Origin of the sequence: Psychrobacillus sp. FSL K6-1415, from assembly GCF_038003185.1 — a bacterium.
GTDB classification, from domain to species: Bacteria; Bacillota; Bacilli; order Bacillales_A; family Planococcaceae; genus Psychrobacillus; species Psychrobacillus psychrodurans.
Window position 1 is genome coordinate 4042509 of the sequence record NZ_JBBOOQ010000001.1, and the last position, 17485, is coordinate 4059993.

The 17485-nt window shown below is 41.7% G+C and carries 13 protein-coding genes, 3 tRNA genes and 3 rRNA genes; 2 read left to right on the forward strand and 17 right to left on the reverse strand.

From position 1 onward, the window contains the following. Positions 1-11: 11 nt before the first annotated feature. The 6 genes from MKY60_RS19885 to MKY60_RS19910 all read right to left on the reverse strand — a co-directional run bounded on the left by MKY60_RS19885 (position 12) and on the right by MKY60_RS19910 (position 6431). A tRNA-Val gene (locus tag MKY60_RS19885) sits at positions 12-87 on the reverse strand. 158 nt (positions 88-245) lie between these two features. Then, positions 246-318: transfer RNA gene (locus tag MKY60_RS19890), tRNA-Thr, on the reverse strand. Positions 319-331: 13 nt separating this feature from the next. Further along, positions 332-406, reverse strand: a tRNA-Asn gene (locus tag MKY60_RS19895). Positions 407-1413: 1007 nt separating this feature from the next. Further along, positions 1414-1529, reverse strand: a 5S ribosomal RNA gene (gene rrf / locus MKY60_RS19900). Between the two features lie 185 nt (positions 1530-1714). After that, a 23S ribosomal RNA gene (locus tag MKY60_RS19905) occupies positions 1715-4643 on the reverse strand. A gap of 233 nt (positions 4644-4876) precedes the next feature. Beyond that, positions 4877-6431 (reverse strand): 16S ribosomal RNA (locus MKY60_RS19910). The 16S, 23S and 5S rRNA genes sit together here, the layout of an rRNA operon. A 382-nt stretch (positions 6432-6813) precedes the next feature. Between MKY60_RS19910 and MKY60_RS19915 the strand changes: the two genes are divergently transcribed. After that, positions 6814-7473 carry a hypothetical protein gene (locus MKY60_RS19915; protein ID WP_093495431.1) on the forward strand — a complete coding sequence of 220 codons (660 nt, stop codon included), beginning with the start codon at positions 6814-6816 and terminating at the stop codon, positions 7471-7473. A 105-nt stretch (positions 7474-7578) separates the two neighbouring features. Here the strand turns inward: MKY60_RS19915 and MKY60_RS19920 are convergent, their stop codons facing one another. Beyond that, positions 7579-8256, reverse strand: coding sequence for a KinB-signaling pathway activation protein (locus tag MKY60_RS19920; protein WP_090567926.1), 678 nt, complete (start codon positions 8254-8256; stop codon positions 7579-7581). 140 nt (positions 8257-8396) lie between these two features. Between MKY60_RS19920 and gerD the strand changes: the two genes are divergently transcribed. Next, positions 8397-9005 carry a spore germination lipoprotein GerD gene (gene gerD / locus MKY60_RS19925; protein WP_093495432.1) on the forward strand — a complete coding sequence of 203 codons (609 nt, stop codon included), beginning with the start codon at positions 8397-8399 and terminating at the stop codon, positions 9003-9005. Between the two features lie 29 nt (positions 9006-9034). Here the strand turns inward: gerD and MKY60_RS19930 are convergent, their stop codons facing one another. The 10 genes from MKY60_RS19930 to MKY60_RS19975 all read right to left on the reverse strand — a co-directional run bounded on the left by MKY60_RS19930 (position 9035) and on the right by MKY60_RS19975 (position 17090). Beyond that, complete coding sequence (locus MKY60_RS19930) at positions 9035-10087, reverse strand: Mrp/NBP35 family ATP-binding protein (RefSeq protein WP_090567917.1); 1053 nt, start codon at positions 10085-10087, stop codon at positions 9035-9037. 78 nt (positions 10088-10165) lie between these two features. Further along, positions 10166-10879 carry an N-acetylmuramoyl-L-alanine amidase gene (locus tag MKY60_RS19935; protein ID WP_090567958.1) on the reverse strand — a complete coding sequence of 238 codons (714 nt, stop codon included), beginning with the start codon at positions 10877-10879 and terminating at the stop codon, positions 10166-10168. Between the two features lie 51 nt (positions 10880-10930). Continuing rightward, positions 10931-12115 carry an MFS transporter gene (locus tag MKY60_RS19940; RefSeq protein WP_093495433.1) on the reverse strand — a complete coding sequence of 395 codons (1185 nt, stop codon included), beginning with the start codon at positions 12113-12115 and terminating at the stop codon, positions 10931-10933. A 27-nt stretch (positions 12116-12142) separates the two neighbouring features. Then, positions 12143-12652 (reverse strand): GNAT family N-acetyltransferase, encoded by a 510-nt coding sequence (locus MKY60_RS19945; protein WP_269915781.1) that lies wholly within the window; start codon positions 12650-12652, stop codon positions 12143-12145. 163 nt (positions 12653-12815) lie between these two features. Further along, on the reverse strand, positions 12816-13208 hold the full coding sequence (gene rpsI, locus MKY60_RS19950; protein WP_090567909.1) for a 30S ribosomal protein S9: 393 nt from the start codon (positions 13206-13208) through the stop codon (positions 12816-12818). Between the two features lie 22 nt (positions 13209-13230). Continuing rightward, positions 13231-13668, reverse strand: coding sequence for a 50S ribosomal protein L13 (gene rplM / locus MKY60_RS19955; protein ID WP_090567905.1), 438 nt, complete (start codon positions 13666-13668; stop codon positions 13231-13233). A 166-nt stretch (positions 13669-13834) separates the two neighbouring features. Next, entirely contained in the window at positions 13835-14584 is a 750-nt protein-coding gene (truA, locus tag MKY60_RS19960) for a tRNA pseudouridine(38-40) synthase TruA (protein WP_093495435.1), read from the reverse strand. A 15-nt stretch (positions 14585-14599) separates the two neighbouring features. After that, positions 14600-15397 carry an energy-coupling factor transporter transmembrane component T family protein gene (locus MKY60_RS19965; protein WP_090567897.1) on the reverse strand — a complete coding sequence of 266 codons (798 nt, stop codon included), beginning with the start codon at positions 15395-15397 and terminating at the stop codon, positions 14600-14602. Then, positions 15397-16266: an energy-coupling factor ABC transporter ATP-binding protein gene (locus tag MKY60_RS19970; protein ID WP_093495436.1), complete on the reverse strand. Its 870-nt coding sequence runs from the start codon at positions 16264-16266 to the stop codon at positions 15397-15399. Before MKY60_RS19970 ends, MKY60_RS19965 begins: the two co-directional genes overlap by 1 nt. After that, positions 16242-17090: an energy-coupling factor ABC transporter ATP-binding protein gene (locus tag MKY60_RS19975; RefSeq protein WP_093495437.1), complete on the reverse strand. Its 849-nt coding sequence runs from the start codon at positions 17088-17090 to the stop codon at positions 16242-16244. Before MKY60_RS19975 ends, MKY60_RS19970 begins: the two co-directional genes overlap by 25 nt. Positions 17091-17485 lie beyond the last annotated feature (395 nt).

Here is a 17485-nt window from a genome sequence, read left to right on the forward strand (position 1 = left end):
TATAAATATAATGGTGGAGGATGACGGGCTCGAACCGCCGACCCTCTGCTTGTAAGGCAGATGCTCTCCCAGCTGAGCTAATCCTCCTGGGTTTTATGAATGCTGGTACAGTATAGCTTTCCATCTCGAACTACTATTATTCATTCAAGTGAAACTATTCCTCATTTATGTAAAAACCAGACAAGAACTATAATATCATATATCTGACATTAAGACAAGTTTTTTCCTTAAATAATTTGTAGTGAAGCTTCCAACCGGATTTGAACCGGTGACCTCTTCCTTACCATGGAAGCACTCTACCTACTGAGCTATGGAAGCAAAGACAAAAAAATGGCTCCGAAGGTAGGACTCGAACCTACGACCGATCGATTAACAGTCGATTGCTCTACCACTGAGCTACTTCGGAACGTATACCTATTTAAAGTACAAATATAATTATAGCAACTCTTCTTAAAAATTCAAGTCTGTATTTGAAGAATTGAAAAAAAGTATTCTTTTTAATTTTGTACTCTTTCTTATGTATGTAAGCACTCTACTAATGTGATGAGAAATAAGTGCCTTGGTGAGCAGTTTAGGGATTAACAACGATCTTATCATAGCGTAATTATGATAAATACTCTATATAAAACCTATGAGTCGGCAGATTTCTTCGTCAGCCGCATTCGTTCAATTCTCGCGTATGTTATACGCTCCGAGTCTCTCTCGTTTGCTTCCTCGAACTCTTTGCCCCTCTACTTTCTCGCATACTTTTTTATAGAGAAAGACTGCCTACGGCTTATTTATTTATACAAAAAAAGCCGCTACCAATTTCTCGGTAACGACTTTTTCTTGGTGCCCAGCGACGTCCTACTCTCACAGGGGGAGACCCCCAACTACCATCGGCGCAAGAGCTTAACTTCCGTGTTCGGGCTGCGAAAGCAGATGGTCGGCAGATTTCTTCGTCAGCCGCTCTCGTTCAATTCTCGCGTATGTTATACGCTCCGAGTCTCTCTCGTTTGCTTCCTCGAACTCTTTGCCCCTCTACTTTCTCGCATACTTTTTTATAGAGAAAGACTGCCTACGGCTTATTTATTTATACAAAAAAAGCCGCTACCAATTTCTCGGTAACGACTTTTTCTTGGTGCCCAGCGACGTCCTACTCTCACAGGGGGAGACCCCCAACTACCATCGGCGCAAGAGCTTTACTTCCGTGTCCGGGGCTGCGAAAGCAGATGGTCAGCAGATTTCTTCGTCAGCCGCTCTCGTTCAATTCTCGCGTATGTTATACGCTCCGAGTCTCTCTCGTTTGCTTCCTTGAACTCTTTGCCCCTCTACTTTCTCGCATGCTTCTTTATAGAGAAAGACTGCCTACGGCTTATTTATTTTTACAAAAAAAGCCGCTACCAATTTCTCGGTAACGACTTTTTCTTTGGTGCCCAGCGACGTCCTACTCTCACAGGGGGAGACCCCCAACTACCATCGGCGCTGAAGAGCTTAACTTCCGTGTTCGGTATGGGAACGGGTGTGACCTCTTCGCCATCATCACTAGACTCATTCGGCTTTCAATATACGGCGCATTGCGTTGTCAACTTCATTCGATCTGTCAGTCACGTACGTTAGTACGTTCCTTCTTTCTCTCAATTGTTTCCTCGAATTACTCGTGTCTTGAAACCCTCATATATAGAGTGTTTGTTCACTCAAAACTGGATAAACGACATTGTTACGTTAAACAAATTTGGTTAAGTCCTCGATCGATTAGTATTCGTCAGCTGCACGTGTCGCCACGCTTCCACCCCGAACCTATCTACCTCATCGTCTTTGAGGGATCTTACTTACTTGCGTAATGGGAAATCTCATCTTGAGGGGGGCTTCGTGCTTAGATGCTTTCAGCACTTATCCCGTCCACACATAGCTACCCAGCGATGCTCTTGGCAGAACAACTGGTACACCAGCGGTGTGTCCATCCCGGTCCTCTCGTACTAAGGACAGCTCCTCTCAAATTTCCTACGCCCACGACGGATAGGGACCGAACTGTCTCACGACGTTCTGAACCCAGCTCGCGTACCGCTTTAATGGGCGAACAGCCCAACCCTTGGGACCGACTACAGCCCCAGGATGCGATGAGCCGACATCGAGGTGCCAAACCTCCCCGTCGATGTGGACTCTTGGGGGAGATAAGCCTGTTATCCCCGGGGTAGCTTTTATCCGTTGAGCGATGGCCCTTCCATGCGGAACCACCGGATCACTAAGCCCGTCTTTCGACCCTGCTCGACTTGTAGGTCTCGCAGTCAAGCTCCCTTCTGCCTTTACACTCTTCGAATGATTTCCAACCATTCTGAGGGAACCTTTGGGCGCCTCCGTTACACTTTAGGAGGCGACCGCCCCAGTCAAACTACCCGCCTGACACTGTCTCCTACCCGGGTTACGGGTATGGGTTAGAATTTCAATACAACCAGGGCAGTATCCCACCGACGCCTCCTCCGAAGCTGGCGCTCCGGGCTCTAAGGCTCCTGCCTATCCTGTACAAGTTGCACCAAAATTCAATATCAAGCTATAGTAAAGCTCCACGGGGTCTTTCCGTCCTGTCGCGGGTAACCTGCATCTTCACAGGTACTATAATTTCACCGAGTCTCTCGTTGAGACAGTGCCCAGATCGTTACGCCTTTCGTGCGGGTCGGAACTTACCCGACAAGGAATTTCGCTACCTTAGGACCGTTATAGTTACGGCCGCCGTTTACTGGGGCTTCAATTCGCACCTTCGCTTGCGCTAAGCACTCCTCTTAACCTTCCAGCACCGGGCAGGCGTCAGCCCCTATACTTCACCTTACGGTTTTGCAGAGACCTGTGTTTTTGCTAAACAGTCGCCTGGGCCTATTCACTGCGGCTCTTCTAGGCTATGCACCCAAAAGAGCACCCCTTCTCCCGAAGTTACGGGGTCATTTTGCCGAGTTCCTTAACGAGAGTTCTCTCGCTCACCTTAGGATTCTCTCCTCGACTACCTGTGTCGGTTTGCGGTACGGGCACCTATCACCTCGCTAGAGGCTTTTCTTGGCAGTGTGAAATCAGGAACTCCGGACATACGTCCTCGCCATCACAGCTCAATGTTATAGAATGCGGATTTGCCTACATTCACACCTTACTGCTTGGACATGCATAACCAACAGCATGCTTACCCTATCCTTCTGCGTCCCCCCATTACTCAAACGGTGGTTTGGTGGTACAGGAATATCAACCTGTTATCCATCGCCTACGCCTATCGGCCTCGGCTTAGGTCCCGACTAACCCTGAGCGGACGAGCCTTCCTCAGGAAACCTTAGTCATACGGTGGACGGGATTCTCACCCGTCTTTCGCTACTCATACCGGCATTCTCACTTCTAAGCGCTCCACCAGTCCTTCCGGTCTGACTTCAACGCCCTTAGAACGCTCTCCTACCACTGATACCAAAGGTATCAATCCACAGCTTCGGTGATTTGTTTAGCCCCGATACATTTTCGGCGCAGCGTCACTCGACCAGTGAGCTATTACGCACTCTTTAAATGATGGCTGCTTCTAAGCCAACATCCTGGTTGTCTAAGCAACGCCACATCCTTTTCCACTTAACAAATACTTTGGGACCTTAGCTGGTGGTCTGGGCTGTTTCCCTCTTGACTACGGATCTTATCACTCGCAGTCTGACTCCCAAACATAAATCATTGGCATTCGGAGTTTGTCTGAATTCGGTAACCCGGGATGGGCCCCTAGTCCAAACAGTGCTCTACCTCCAAGATTCTAACGTTTGAGGCTAGCCCTAAAGCTATTTCGGAGAGAACCAGCTATCTCCAGGTTCGATTGGAATTTCTCCGCTACCCACACCTCATCCCCGCACTTTTCAACGTGCGTGGGTTCGGACCTCCAGTAAGTGTTACCTTACCTTCATCCTGGACATGGGTAGATCACCTGGTTTCGGGTCTACGACCACATACTCATTCGCCCTATTCAGACTCGCTTTCGCTGCGGCTCCGTCTTCTCAACTTAACCTTGCATGTAATCGTAACTCGCCGGTTCATTCTACAAAAGGCACGCTATCACCCATTAACGGGCTCTAACTACTTGTAGGCACACGGTTTCAGGATCTATTTCACTCCCCTTCCGGGGTGCTTTTCACCTTTCCCTCACGGTACTGGTTCACTATCGGTCACTAGGTAGTATTTAGCCTTGGGAGATGGTCCTCCCGGATTCCGACGGAATTTCACGTGTTCCGCCGTACTCAGGATACACTCAAGAGAGAATGAATTTTGGACTACGGGGCTTTTACCCTATCCTGCGGACCTTTCCAGATCGCTTCGTCTAACTCATTCCTTTGTAACTCTATGTAGAGTGTCCTACAACCCCAAGAGGCAAGCCTCTTGGTTTGGGCTATTCCCGTTTCGCTCGCCGCTACTCAGGGAATCGATTTTTCTTTCTCTTCCTCCAGGTACTTAGATGTTTCAGTTCCCTGGGTGTGTCTCAGATGCGCTATGTATTCACGCAAATGTACTGCTCCATTACGAACAGTGGGTTTCCCCATTCGGAAATCTCCGGATCAAAGCTCACTTACAGCTCCCCGAAGCATATCGGTGTTAGTGCCGTCCTTCGTCGACTCCTAGTGCCAAGGCATTCACCGTGCGCCCTTATTAACTTAACCTAAAAGTTAAAAAGTCTTACACGTTGTAATTATGTAAATAATCACAACAGAATTTCTTGTTGTTTATTGTTTCAATGTCGTTTTATCCAGTTTTCAAAGAACAAAGGTTTGCTCACTTTGCGACGAAAAATCGCAGGAGCAAGTATAGAATCTTCATATAAAATGAACATTCAAAACTGAACTGCAAAACGTTAAGATACGAATAAAGATTCGTATTCCGATATTATCCTTAGAAAGGAGGTGATCCAGCCGCACCTTCCGATACGGCTACCTTGTTACGACTTCACCCCAATCATCTGTCCCACCTTCGGCGGCTGGCTCCCGTAAGGGTTACCCCACCGACTTCGGGTGTTACAAACTCTCGTGGTGTGACGGGCGGTGTGTACAAGGCCCGGGAACGTATTCACCGTGGCATGCTGATCCACGATTACTAGCGATTCCGGCTTCATGTAGGCGAGTTGCAGCCTACAATCCGAACTGAGAACGGTTTTATGGGATTTGCTCACCCTCGCGGGGTTGCGACCCTCTGTACCGTCCATTGTAGCACGTGTGTAGCCCAGGTCATAAGGGGCATGATGATTTGACGTCATCCCCACCTTCCTCCGGTTTATCACCGGCAGTCACCTTAGAGTGCCCAACTGAATGCTGGCAACTAAGATCAAGGGTTGCGCTCGTTGCGGGACTTAACCCAACATCTCACGACACGAGCTGACGACAACCATGCACCACCTGTCACCGCTGTCCCCGAAGGGAAAAGCCTATCTCTAGGCCGGTCAGCGGGATGTCAAGACCTGGTAAGGTTCTTCGCGTTGCTTCGAATTAAACCACATGCTCCACCGCTTGTGCGGGCCCCCGTCAATTCCTTTGAGTTTCAGTCTTGCGACCGTACTCCCCAGGCGGAGTGCTTAATGCGTTAGCTGCAGCACTAAGGGGCGGAAACCCCCTAACACTTAGCACTCATCGTTTACGGCGTGGACTACCAGGGTATCTAATCCTGTTTGCTCCCCACGCTTTCGCGCCTCAGCGTCAGTTACAGACCAGAAAGCCGCCTTCGCCACTGGTGTTCCTCCAAATCTCTACGCATTTCACCGCTACACTTGGAATTCCGCTTTCCTCTTCTGTACTCAAGTCCCCCAGTTTCCAATGACCTTCCACGGTTGAGCCGTGGGATTTCACATCAGACTTAAAGGACCGCCTGCGCGCGCTTTACGCCCAATAATTCCGGACAACGCTTGCCACCTACGTATTACCGCGGCTGCTGGCACGTAGTTAGCCGTGGCTTTCTAATGAGGTACCGTCAAGGTACGAGCAGTTACTCTCGTACTTGTTCTTCCCTCACAACAGAGTTTTACGATCCGAAAACCTTCTTCACTCACGCGGCATTGCTCCATCAGACTTTCGTCCATTGTGGAAGATTCCCTACTGCTGCCTCCCGTAGGAGTCTGGGCCGTGTCTCAGTCCCAGTGTGGCCGATCACCCTCTCAGGTCGGCTACGCATCGTCGCCTTGGTGAGCCGTTACCTCACCAACTAGCTAATGCGCCGCGGGCCCATCCTGTAGTGACAGCGAGATGCCGTCTTTTAACATCTCCCCATGTGAGGAAATGGATTATTCGGTATTAGCCCCGGTTTCCCGGAGTTATCCCAATCTACAGGGCAGGTTGCCCACGTGTTACTCACCCGTCCGCCGCTAAATCAGAAGAAGCAAGCTTCTTCGTCATTCGCTCGACTTGCATGTATTAGGCATGCCGCCAGCGTTCGTCCTGAGCCAGGATCAAACTCTCCATAAGATCTGGATGACGTTACGCAGCACATTGCTTTGTCAGCTTCACTCGTTCGGTCAGTCACGTACGTTAGTACGTTCCTTCCCTCTCTCGATTGCTTCCTCGCACTGCACTACGTCTCGTCATCCAGCGAATAGAACTAGTTTAAAAGCTCATTTGTTTTGCTGGCATCATCATTAAATGATGTCAAAATTGTTTTGCTATCAGACTAACAAAGTTAGCTGATAAGCTGTATGTCTTAACGTTTTGCATGTTCAGTTTTCAATGTTCATATTGTTTAAGTTGTCGTCTTGTTTCAGCGACCTTTGTATCTTAACATCTTTTTAACATTAATGTCAACACTAAATCATAAAATTAATTAAAACGATTTGAAAAGGTGTGTGTTTCTTTGAAAACAAAAGCTTTACTAGTTGGTTTATTGATTGTCTTAGGATTGTTTTTATTTAATGTACCAAAAAATCTATCCTCGCTGCTCCCTGTATTTCAGCTTACGGAAAAGCCTACTGTTATTTCGAAAGGATCATATGGGAATACTATTACGGTTGATTTAACTTTTGGAAAGGATGATATAGAAAAGTTTGTAAATGACTTACAAGCTCCTTATCCGCATTTCTTTATAAGTATTGAATGGATCGAACGCTCTGAGGACATTATAAAAGTCATGAAAGAAAAAAACGTACCCATTAGTCTTTTAGGTACAAGTGGAGCAACTTATATAGAAAATCCAACTTTGTTTGAAAAAGAAGTTGAAAGATTTGAACAAGCGATAGGAGAAAGACCACTTTGGTTTAGAACAATAGATTATGAGTTTCCTATTGAATTGCAAAAAAAGGCTTGGGAACAGGAAGTAAATTTACTCAGCTCTAGTAAGTACTGGTCCAATAAAGTTCCTGCACTTGAAAAAGGAGATATCCTTACCGTTCCCCTTCATCAAGAAGAACGAATAGATATACAACAGCTGGTAAAGTTTGTTAAGTCAAAAAAAATTATTACCATTGAACAAAATATCTTCGGTTTAAAAGTAAAAACAAAAACTTATCCAGAATAAAAAATTAGTCATAAACCAGGTAAAGTCACCGTAAGTACGTAAGTAGTTCATTATAATCCTTATAAATTTAAAAGTTGCTCCGACTAGTAGTCAGAGCAACTTTTATTAGTTCTTAGCAGATGCTGCTTCTCTTCTGTTTTTTCTACGTTCTTCCAACTTCAAACGATCGACCTCAGACTTAGCGTTATATTTTGGCAGCGCCAGTAATTGATATGCATTAACCGCTAAAATCGGGAACAATAATAATGTAACCCAACTATCTACATTATCCGCTCGTACCATTAGTACCGGAAGCCACTCTAAGGTTGAGATAACTATCATGAAAAATAAAGCAGATATAAGTGCGTGCTTTTTCGTAAGATTCGCTTTAACAATTGCCACTACTACTGAGGTAATGATTAATACTGTAAGTAAGATAACGTATAACCATATTTGTCCGGTTGTTTCTGCATTTGGTCTAAAACGAAACATAATTAAATCAAATATAACAAATGCAATAATCAATAACTGCACCCAGTTCCACAGAGTAAGGGTCCTAAAAATATTTACACCCATTTGGTGAATTGTTAAATAGGCAAAGTAACCCATTTGAGCAATTACACTAATTGTAAAGCCCATTACTACCATAAACGCAAATGCAGCTAAGAACTCTCCCCATTGTCCTGCTTCAAAGTATTGTGAAAAAGCATCATCCCAACGTATAAATAAACCAAAAACACCTGTTACTAAACCACCGATTAGCAAGGCATTTAGAAAGAATTTAAACCAATTTCGAATAGTCACTGCAAGATTTCCTCCATCTTTTCTATTTCCTTTATAAGTATAAATTGTAACAAGCCTTTTATGAAAAATCTATTTCTTCCTACTGACTATACATATTTCCTAACCAAATGTGAACAATAATCGAAAGGACGGTGACGGATATGAAATACTTTGCTCTTTTATTATTGAGTCTTGGACTTCTCGCTAGTTGTAGTTCTCCTGCTACTCAGCCTTCTTATGAGGAGAATAAGAAAATGTTCATTGATGCTCTGCAAACCGAGGATGGAAAAAAAGCAATTCGGACATTATTGTCAGATCCTCAATTCAAAGAACTCCTAGTATTAGACAGTGAACAAGTAAAGACATCTGTTGAACAGACAATGCTTTCAAAAGAAGCTGAGGACTTTTGGAAGGAAGTTTATTCAGATCCAAAGTTTTCAGAGACAATGGCAAAGAGTATGGTAAAGCAGCAAGAGGAATTAATGAAAGCCTTAATGAAGGATCCAAATTATTTAAAGGATTTAGAGACCTTTTTTAGTTCAGCTGAGATGAAAAAAGAATTAGCTAAAGTATTGGAATCCAGCGATATGAGAAAAGAAATGCAAAAGGTTGTAGAAGAAACTATCAAAAGTCCGGTACTGCAAGCTAAGTGGCAGAAATTAGTGGAGGAAGCTGGGGGTAAAACTGAAAAAGCTGGGGGCGGATCTGAAGGAGGAGGAGCTGCTGGTTCATCTGAGGAAGATAAGAAGAAAGAAGAAGAAGAAAAATAGGCCGCTCCTCTTTGGAAACGGCCTCTTTCTTATGCTTTTTCTATAACTTTTTGCGCAATATCTAAATAAATTTTTCCAGTATTATGTGTTTCTTCATAAACAGATGGAGCAAAATCGATGTCATTCCAGTCTGGCTGCCCTAATGGAAGTTGTCCTAGTAATTCTGTACGTAATTCCTCTGCAAGCTTCGGTCCTCCACCTTTACCAAATACAAATTCTTTTTCTCCTGTGGATTTTGATTCATACCACGACATATTTTCGATTACTCCAAGAATTTCGTGATCAGTTTGAAGTGCCATTGCACCTGCTCTTGCTGCAACAAATGCAGCTGTTGGATGCGGTGTTGTTACTACGATTTCTTTCGATGTCGGTAGCATTTGGTGAATATCTAAAGCGACATCTCCAGTACCTGGTGGTAAATCTAAGAGCAGAAAGTCTAATTCTCCCCATTCAACATCTTTGAAGAATTGGTCTAGTACTTTTCCAAGCATTGGTCCGCGCCATACAACTGGTGTATTGTTCTCTACAAAGAAGCCCATAGAGATTACTTTGACACCTTTACGTTCTACAGGAATAATACGGTCCTCTATAATCTGCGGAATGTCTTTTACGCCCATCATATCAGGTACACTAAACCCATAAATATCAGCATCTACAAGCCCTACTTTTTTACCTAAACGAGCAAGCGCAACCGCTAGGTTCACTGAAACAGTAGATTTACCAACACCGCCTTTTCCAGATGCTATAGAAATAATTTTCACTTTACTAGTTGGAGAGAGAAGATTTTCGTTGTCACTTTCTTTTGTTTTCCCTCGAAACTGCTCCAGTACTTCTTTTGGTAGCTCTTCAAAACGAATACCTACAGTTGCAGCGCCTGCTTCTTTCAAGACTTCTACAACTTTTCCTTGTAGTTGCATTTGTTCTGCTGAATTTATTTTAGCTATAGCTAGCTTTACACTTACATGATTTTTCTCTTCTTTAATAGACACTTCTGAAATCCCATTCGTTTCTTCTAGTGTTCTATGTAAAAATGGGTCGTTTAATGCTCCTAGCAAAGTACGAACTTGTTGCTCATTAATCATCTGTAGACACTCCCCTTAAGTTTAACTATTCGCCTTATAGTATACCATAATAGAGTGTCTACAATACGTTACATTGTCTTAGTAAATATTATCCTCAACAAATTCAATTACACCTTCAGATATAGCTTCTACCATTTCCTTCTGGTACTTTTCAGACTTCAATAATTCTCGCTCTTCATTATTACTTAAAAAGCCTGTTTCTACTAATACTGCAGGTGCATTTGCTTTCTTCAATATATATACCTGTTTAATCGCCAGTGCTTCCCGCTCTGTGTTTCCGATTTTTTCTCGAATGGACCCTTGTATAGATTTAGCTAATAACTCTCCACCTGCGTGTCCGTCTGCATGATAAAAGACTTGAGCCCCTCTCCATCTTTCCTCTGGAACTGCATTCACATGCAAGCTAATGACTAAGTCTGCCTCTGAGTTATTCATAATTTCTTCACGCAATAATAGGTCGGCAACCTTTCTAGCCCTCGTAGTAGGGAAATCCTCATCGGGTCTATGTTCTGCAATTGCATCACCTTCCTTACTTCGTGTCATGACCACTGTTGCACCCTGCGACTTCAACTTTTTCTCTAGTTTTAGGGACATAGCTAGCGTAATATCTCGTTCAACTGTATCGCCACTACTAGCTCCACCATCAATCCCTCCATGCCCTGGATCAATGACAATCTTCACTCCACTCATTGGTTCAGGCAAGAAAAAACCAATGTCACTAGCTTTTGTTCCATACACAACTGCAAGAAGGGATATCAAAAACAAAACAAAGATAATTAGCCACTTTTTCAGGTTCATCGCTCCTTTTTCACTCATTATACGTATGAGGGACAAAGAGTATGATTAGAATTGTCCACGTATTTTTGAACTGTAATAGAACGATGGAATAGCTAATAACGTGATAAGTGAAATGATGATGAACACCATTGCGCCACCGCTCATCGTATCCAACAGAAAACCACCCAAACTAGGACCAGCTATTCGACCGACAGACTTTACACCTGAAAGGGCAAAATAAGTACCCTTCTCATGATCCTCACACATTCCATCTAAATGAATATCAACCATAGTAAATACTAATACTTCTCCAGCTGTAAAAATAACCATAGCAACCATTAACCACAATATTAAGTCACTCTGCCCAAAGAAAAATAATCCAATTGACAATAACCCACTTCCAATCATTAAGGAAGTAGTCGTGCTTATCAATTCTCCTAGCTTATAGACAAAGTACTGAATGACTAATACGGTAATAGCATTTGTTGTTATAAGCCACGCGAAATATTTTATTGCTAGTTCATGGTCAAAAGACTTCCCTATGTGTTGACTAAAAGTAGAGTCAAACTGACTGTAACCAAAACTAATAAAGATTAATGCCAACACAAAAATCGAAAAACTTGTATCCCTTTTAAAGACATGAAACGAATGAAATATTGAAGGCTTCGTTAAACTAATAGGTTCCTGTTTCAGAGGGTACTTATTAAATATAAAGACAAATGTTAATATGTTTAATAAGAAAATAAGTCCAACAATAAAAAATAGATTTACCATTCCATACTTTTGGAAATAAACAGAAATCAGCGGGGCAACTGCAGCAGATATATTAATCAAAAAGTAGCGGATATTAAATATTAATCGACGATTTTCTGGTTCTGTATATAGACTCAGTAATACACGGTAAGTAGGTTCCACAACTGCCTGACTCGCACCAAGCAAAACAGCAAATCCTAAAAACCCTGCATAATAATCGATGAAAGGGAAATAAAAATAGCAAACTAAATATCCAAGGAGTCCTACCATTATGACTTTGTTCTTAGGATACTTATCAATATATGGTCCTACAAAAAAACTCATCACTAAATTAGATAGAGCCAGTGTCGATATAATCGTTCCAATTTGCACGCCCGAATAATGAAAGTCCTCGAGCAAAAATAGCGTTAAATAAGGCAAAACTAAAAACGTTCCAAAACGCGCAATAAAAATACTAACAAGTATCGTGCCCGTCACAGCATTAAATTTACTTCTCATACATTCCCTCTTCTTCTTTATAAATCATTACTGACTTTTATATGTATACAAACTAACCGACTTGCCTTTTAAAATTATTTCTTTTTCTAATTGCATACCATTTTTGATGGCTACACGACCAGATCTTGTGTTGTCCGTCTGAATAAGAGAGATTAGACGATGTATACCTAACTGATTGGTTGCACGATTAAGCAATGCTTTAGCTGCTTCTGTTGCATACCCATTACCCCAGAATTCTTTTGCAATCCAATAACCAATTTCTAGCTCTTCTTTTCCGTCAATTTGTTGAGGAATTATTCCAGCGTGTCCTATTGGAATCCCATCCTCTTTTCGAACGAGTAATTTTAAGCCAAACTCTTCGTTTTGCTTATAGTGACTCTGAATCCTTTCTAAAAAAGCAAGTGCTTCTTCTGTATTTCGCGTATCGCCATTCCCTATGTACTTCATCATCTCCGAATCATTTAACATTGAATATAAAAAGTCAAAGTCATTCGCCTCATACAAACGAAATACTAATCTTTGTGAGGTAAGATCCATTTTCGCTCCTCCTTTATAATTATTTTCTAAATATACACCTCTCAAAATAGACATACAATTACTTTTTAAACATTTTGACAACCGTCTATATTTCTCGCATGACCAAACAAAAAAAGCACTCCCCGAGAAATCTCGAGAAATGCTTTGAACTGATAATTTAATATTAACGTTTTGAGAACTGAGGTGCACGACGAGCGCCTTTAAGTCCTGGTTTTTTACGTTCTTTCATACGTGGATCACGCGTTAAGAATCCTGCTGATTTCAATGCTGGACGGAAATCAGGATCTACTGTAAGTAGTGCACGTGCAATACCATGACGGATTGCTCCTGCTTGTCCTGTGAATCCACCACCATTAACGTTTACGTGTACATCGTAGCTACCTAAAGTTTGAGTAGTTACTAATGGTTGTTTAATGATTTCACGTAAAGTTTCGTATGGTACGTAATCTGCTACGTCACGTTTGTTGATAACGATATTTCCTTCGCCCGGTACTAAACGCACACGTGCTACTGAACTTTTACGGCGACCAGTGCCGATATATTGAACTTGTGCCAAGTGAATGTCCTCCTCTTAATTATTATCCGCGAAGCTCGTATGCTTCTGGTTTCTGTGCTGCATGTGGGTGTTCTGCTCCAGTATAAACGTGAAGCTTGCTGAACATTTGACGTCCTAAAGAGTTTTTAGGAAGCATTCCTTTAATTGCTAACTCAAGCATTTTCGTTGGGTACTTAGTACGCATTTCTAAAGCTGTACGTTGTTTAAGTCCACCTGAGAATTGAGTGTGACGGTAGTAAATTTTGTCATTTAACTTGTTCCCAGTTAAATGAATTTTTTCTGCATTAAGAATGATCACATGATCACCTGTGTCAACGTTCGGTGTGAATGTTGGTTTGTTTTTACCACGTAAAATAGCTGCAACTTCTGAAGCTAGACGACCAAGAGTTTGGCCTTCAGCGTCTACTACTAACCATTTACGTTCTACTTCGTGACCTTTAGCCATGAATGTTGTACGCATGTATTTTGTCCTCCTAATTCAATCATAATCGATCTAAAATTTTCTATATCCTCATACCAATAAGTTTCGGGGCTTATATTGTGGGGTTAAGAAATACCATACATCATCATACCTCGAATGTAACAATTAGTCAAGCATTTTCCGTAAAACACCTGGTGATGTTGTTTCATTCATCGTAAGCTACTTTTTCGAGGTATAAACCGTGTGCTGGAGCGGTTTTCCCTGCTTCCTTTCGAGAACACGACAAGAGGATTTCCGAAAGACTTTCCACACTTTTTTTTCGAATACCTACTTCCCATAATGTACCTGCAATAATACGCACCATATTATATAAAAAGCCACTTCCACTAATAACCATATGGAGTTGTTGTGTTTCTTTCTTCATTTCAAAGTTAATAGAATAAATAGTTCTCACAAAATCATTTACATTCGTTTTAGCTGCACAAAAACTTGAAAAATCATGAGTACCCAACAAATGTTGAGCAGCTTCTTGCATCGATGCGATATCTGGTTTGTATCGGTCAGCATGTACGGAAAAGTCACGCTCAAATGGACTATGTATTTCACTAAGTGACCAAATATAACGATAAGTCTTTCCAATAGCATGGTATCGGGCATGAAAATCATCAGATACCTGTTCTACCGATAATATTCGAATATCTCCAGGTAGTTGAACATTTAAAGCGGTACACCAACGATCTAACGGAAATGTTAACGGGCTATCAAAGTGAATAACTTGTCCTGTTGCATGAACGCCAGCATCTGTTCTTCCACTTGCAACAATTTTAACAACGGCGCCTTTATGAATTGTTTCTAGGACACGTTCTATTTCCAATTGAACAGTTCGTTTTCCCGGTTGAACCTGATAACCAGAAAACTGACTGCCATCATAACTAATAATCGCTCGAAGTCTCACGTTAACACCTCTTAATCATTTTCTAAAGTAAACCAGTATTGCAGCAAGTACGACGAGCGACAGGATGATTAACGTGTCTCTCGTAGCCCATTCTAGCTTTCTGTACCTAGTACGTCCCTCGCCGCCTTTATAGCCTCTTACTTCCATTGCAGTTGCTAAATCCTCTGCACGTTTAAATGCGCTTACAAACAAAGGTATTAGAAGTGGAACGATTGCATTCATTCTCTCCTTCATACTACCCGTTGTCATATCAGATCCTCTCGCCATTTGAGCTTTCATAATCTTATCTGTCTCATCCATTAAAGTTGGTATAAATCTTAACGAAATTGACATCATAAGAGCCAACTCATGTACAGGTAGCTTCCACTTTTTTAATGGGTTCAATAAAGTTTCTAATGCATCTGTAATTGAAATAGGCGTTGTAGTTAATGTGAGAATAGACGTTAAAACAACGAGTACGGTAAAGCGTATAGATATGAATATCCCTTGCTTTAGCCCTTCCTCGTAAATTTTAATAAACTTCCATTCAAAAATAATTGAACCTTCTCGAGTAAAAATCAGATGCAATAAGAACGTAAATATAATCAAAAACACAACAGGTTTTAATCCGTTTATCAAAAAATAAAGCCTAATTTTCGATAATCGTATGATCAAAAAAGTAAACACTAGTAATATTCCATACGTAATCCAGTTGTTTGCAATAAAGACAACCATGATAAATAAGAAAACAAATATAAGCTTGGCACGAGCATCCAAACGATGAATAAAAGAATCTCCTGGAATATAACGCCCAAATATCATTTTTTCAAGCATTAAATTTCACGCTCCTTTTTCATCAGGCGTGCTAGTTCTTCAGCTAAAGTCTCTTCTGTTAAACAAAGTGTCGACAATTTTTTTCCCATCATCTCTTCTAGTTTCTTTTGAAACTTAATAGATTGAGGTAATTCTAGACGATAATCCATTAAACGATCCTCATCTGAGAATATCTCCTGGGGTATCCCTTGCAGCACACATTGTCCATTGTGCATAATAGCAATTCGGTCTGCATATCTAGCAGCGTCTTCCATGCTATGTGTTACGAGTACAGTAGTTAAACCTTTTTCTTGATGGAGTCGATAAAATAACTCCATTATTTCCTTACGCCCTCTTGGGTCAAGCCCTGCTGTTGGTTCATCCAAAACTAATACTTCTGGATTCATTGCAAGGACTCCCGCTATGGCAACTCTTCGCATTTGTCCTCCAGACAGGTCAAACGGCGACTTTTCCATAACCTCTTCTGGTAAACCAAGTAGCCTTACTAATTCTATAGCACGTTGTCTTGCTTCTTCTTCTGGCACCCCAAAGTTCATAGGTCCAAACATAATATCCTTTAAAACCGTTTCATCAAATAATTGATGCTCAGGGAATTGAAAAACGATTCCTACCTTTTGTCTAATCTCTCGTAATTTCTTGTTCTTTTTAGCTGCAACTACTTCCGTACTACCAATACGAATAACTCCTTCTGTTGGCTTCAACAATGCATTTAAGTGCTGCAGCACCGTAGACTTCCCAGAACCTGTATGACCAATGATGGCTTGATAAGAACCTGAAGGAATAAGTAAATCTACATCGTATAAAGCTCTTTTTTCAAATGGAGTATCTTTGGCATAAGCATAACTTACTTGTTGAAGTGAGATGTCCATAAATCATTCACCAACTCTTCTTCTGACATGTGGTCTGCTCCAATTTGCACACCTTGTGCTCGTAATAATCTAGACATATTCATTGCAAAAGGTAAATCTAATCCTAAATCGATTAACTCTTGACCTCGTTCAAATATTTCTTGTGGTGACCCTGCTGCATACTTCTTCCCTTGATTCATAACAATTACACGATCAGCAAGAAGTGCTTCTTCTAAATCATGTGTAATAGAGATAACCGTTAAGTCGGTTTCTTTTCTCAGCTGGTGCACAGTCTGAAGTACCTCTTCTCTCCCCTGTGGATCTAACATGGAAGTTGCCTCATCTAACAATAAAATCTTTGGTTGAAGTGCAATAGCTCCAGCTATAGCAACCCTTTGTTTTTGTCCTCCAGATAGATGATGTGGCTCACTATTCATAAAGTCACTCATTTTCACTTTTACTAAGGAGGCTTGTACACGTTCTACCATTTCCTCAAATGGGATTCCGTTATTTTCTAAAGCAAACGCAACATCGTCTTGCACGGTTGCTCCAACAAATTGGTTATCTGGATTTTGAAAAACCATTCCCATTTTAGACCGAGTGTCCCATAAATTTTGTTCATTTAACGGTTCTCCAAAAACCCTTACCGTTCCCGTCTGAGGAAATAGAAGACCGTTCATTAATCGTGCTAATGTCGATTTGCCAGAACCATTATGGCCTACAATCGCTACCCATTCACCATCATTAATTGTATATGAGACATTCTGTATAGCAGGTCGTACACCTGTATCTTCTTCTGCATATGTAAATGTAACTTCCTGTAAAGAAATAATTTCGCGTTTCATCCTTTACCTCCTCTGCTCAACTCAGCTGTGCTAATAGTTTACATCATTTTACGGTAAATTAAAAAAGCGCGCACCTCATTTTGAGAAATGCGCTCTTCTATAACTTATTTCTAGATTGGTTGCTCAAGACCAATCAGGAAAATGAGGTGCGTAGAGCTAGACGAGACGCTACTAGTTGAGGATTCGAAAATCCCAATAAGCCCGCTCATCATAACACTCTGCTTTTATAATGTCGTATAAATCTGTTTGAAAAAGAAGAGGGCGGTAGTAAACCACCATTACCCTCTTCAATTTGGCAGACGTAAAAACGCCTGTTAAATTGTAAATAAAATTCGCCCCGGTGTATTTGAGTCCAAACTTTAATTGCGCAAGCGTAATTAAAATCTGTGACATCC

Excerpts from the sequence above, each read along its gene's own strand:
- MKY60_RS19970 (WP_093495436.1), bottom strand. The coding sequence starts at position 16,266 with ATGGACATCTCACTTCAACAAGTAAGTTATGCTTATGCCAAAGATACT.
- MKY60_RS19965 (WP_090567897.1), bottom strand. The coding sequence starts at position 15,397 with ATGCTTGAAAAAATGATATTTGGGCGTTATATTCCAGGAGATTCTTTT.
- MKY60_RS19975 (WP_093495437.1), bottom strand. The coding sequence starts at position 17,090 with ATGAAACGCGAAATTATTTCTTTACAGGAAGTTACATTTACATATGCA.
- MKY60_RS19940 (WP_093495433.1), bottom strand. The coding sequence starts at position 12,115 with ATGAGAAGTAAATTTAATGCTGTGACGGGCACGATACTTGTTAGTATT.
- MKY60_RS19930 (WP_090567917.1), bottom strand. The coding sequence starts at position 10,087 with ATGATTAATGAGCAACAAGTTCGTACTTTGCTAGGAGCATTAAACGAC.
- rplM (WP_090567905.1), bottom strand. The coding sequence starts at position 13,668 with ATGCGTACAACATTCATGGCTAAAGGTCACGAAGTAGAACGTAAATGG.
- MKY60_RS19945 (WP_269915781.1), bottom strand. The coding sequence starts at position 12,652 with ATGGATCTTACCTCACAAAGATTAGTATTTCGTTTGTATGAGGCGAAT.
- gerD (WP_093495432.1), top strand. The coding sequence starts at position 8,397 with ATGAAATACTTTGCTCTTTTATTATTGAGTCTTGGACTTCTCGCTAGT.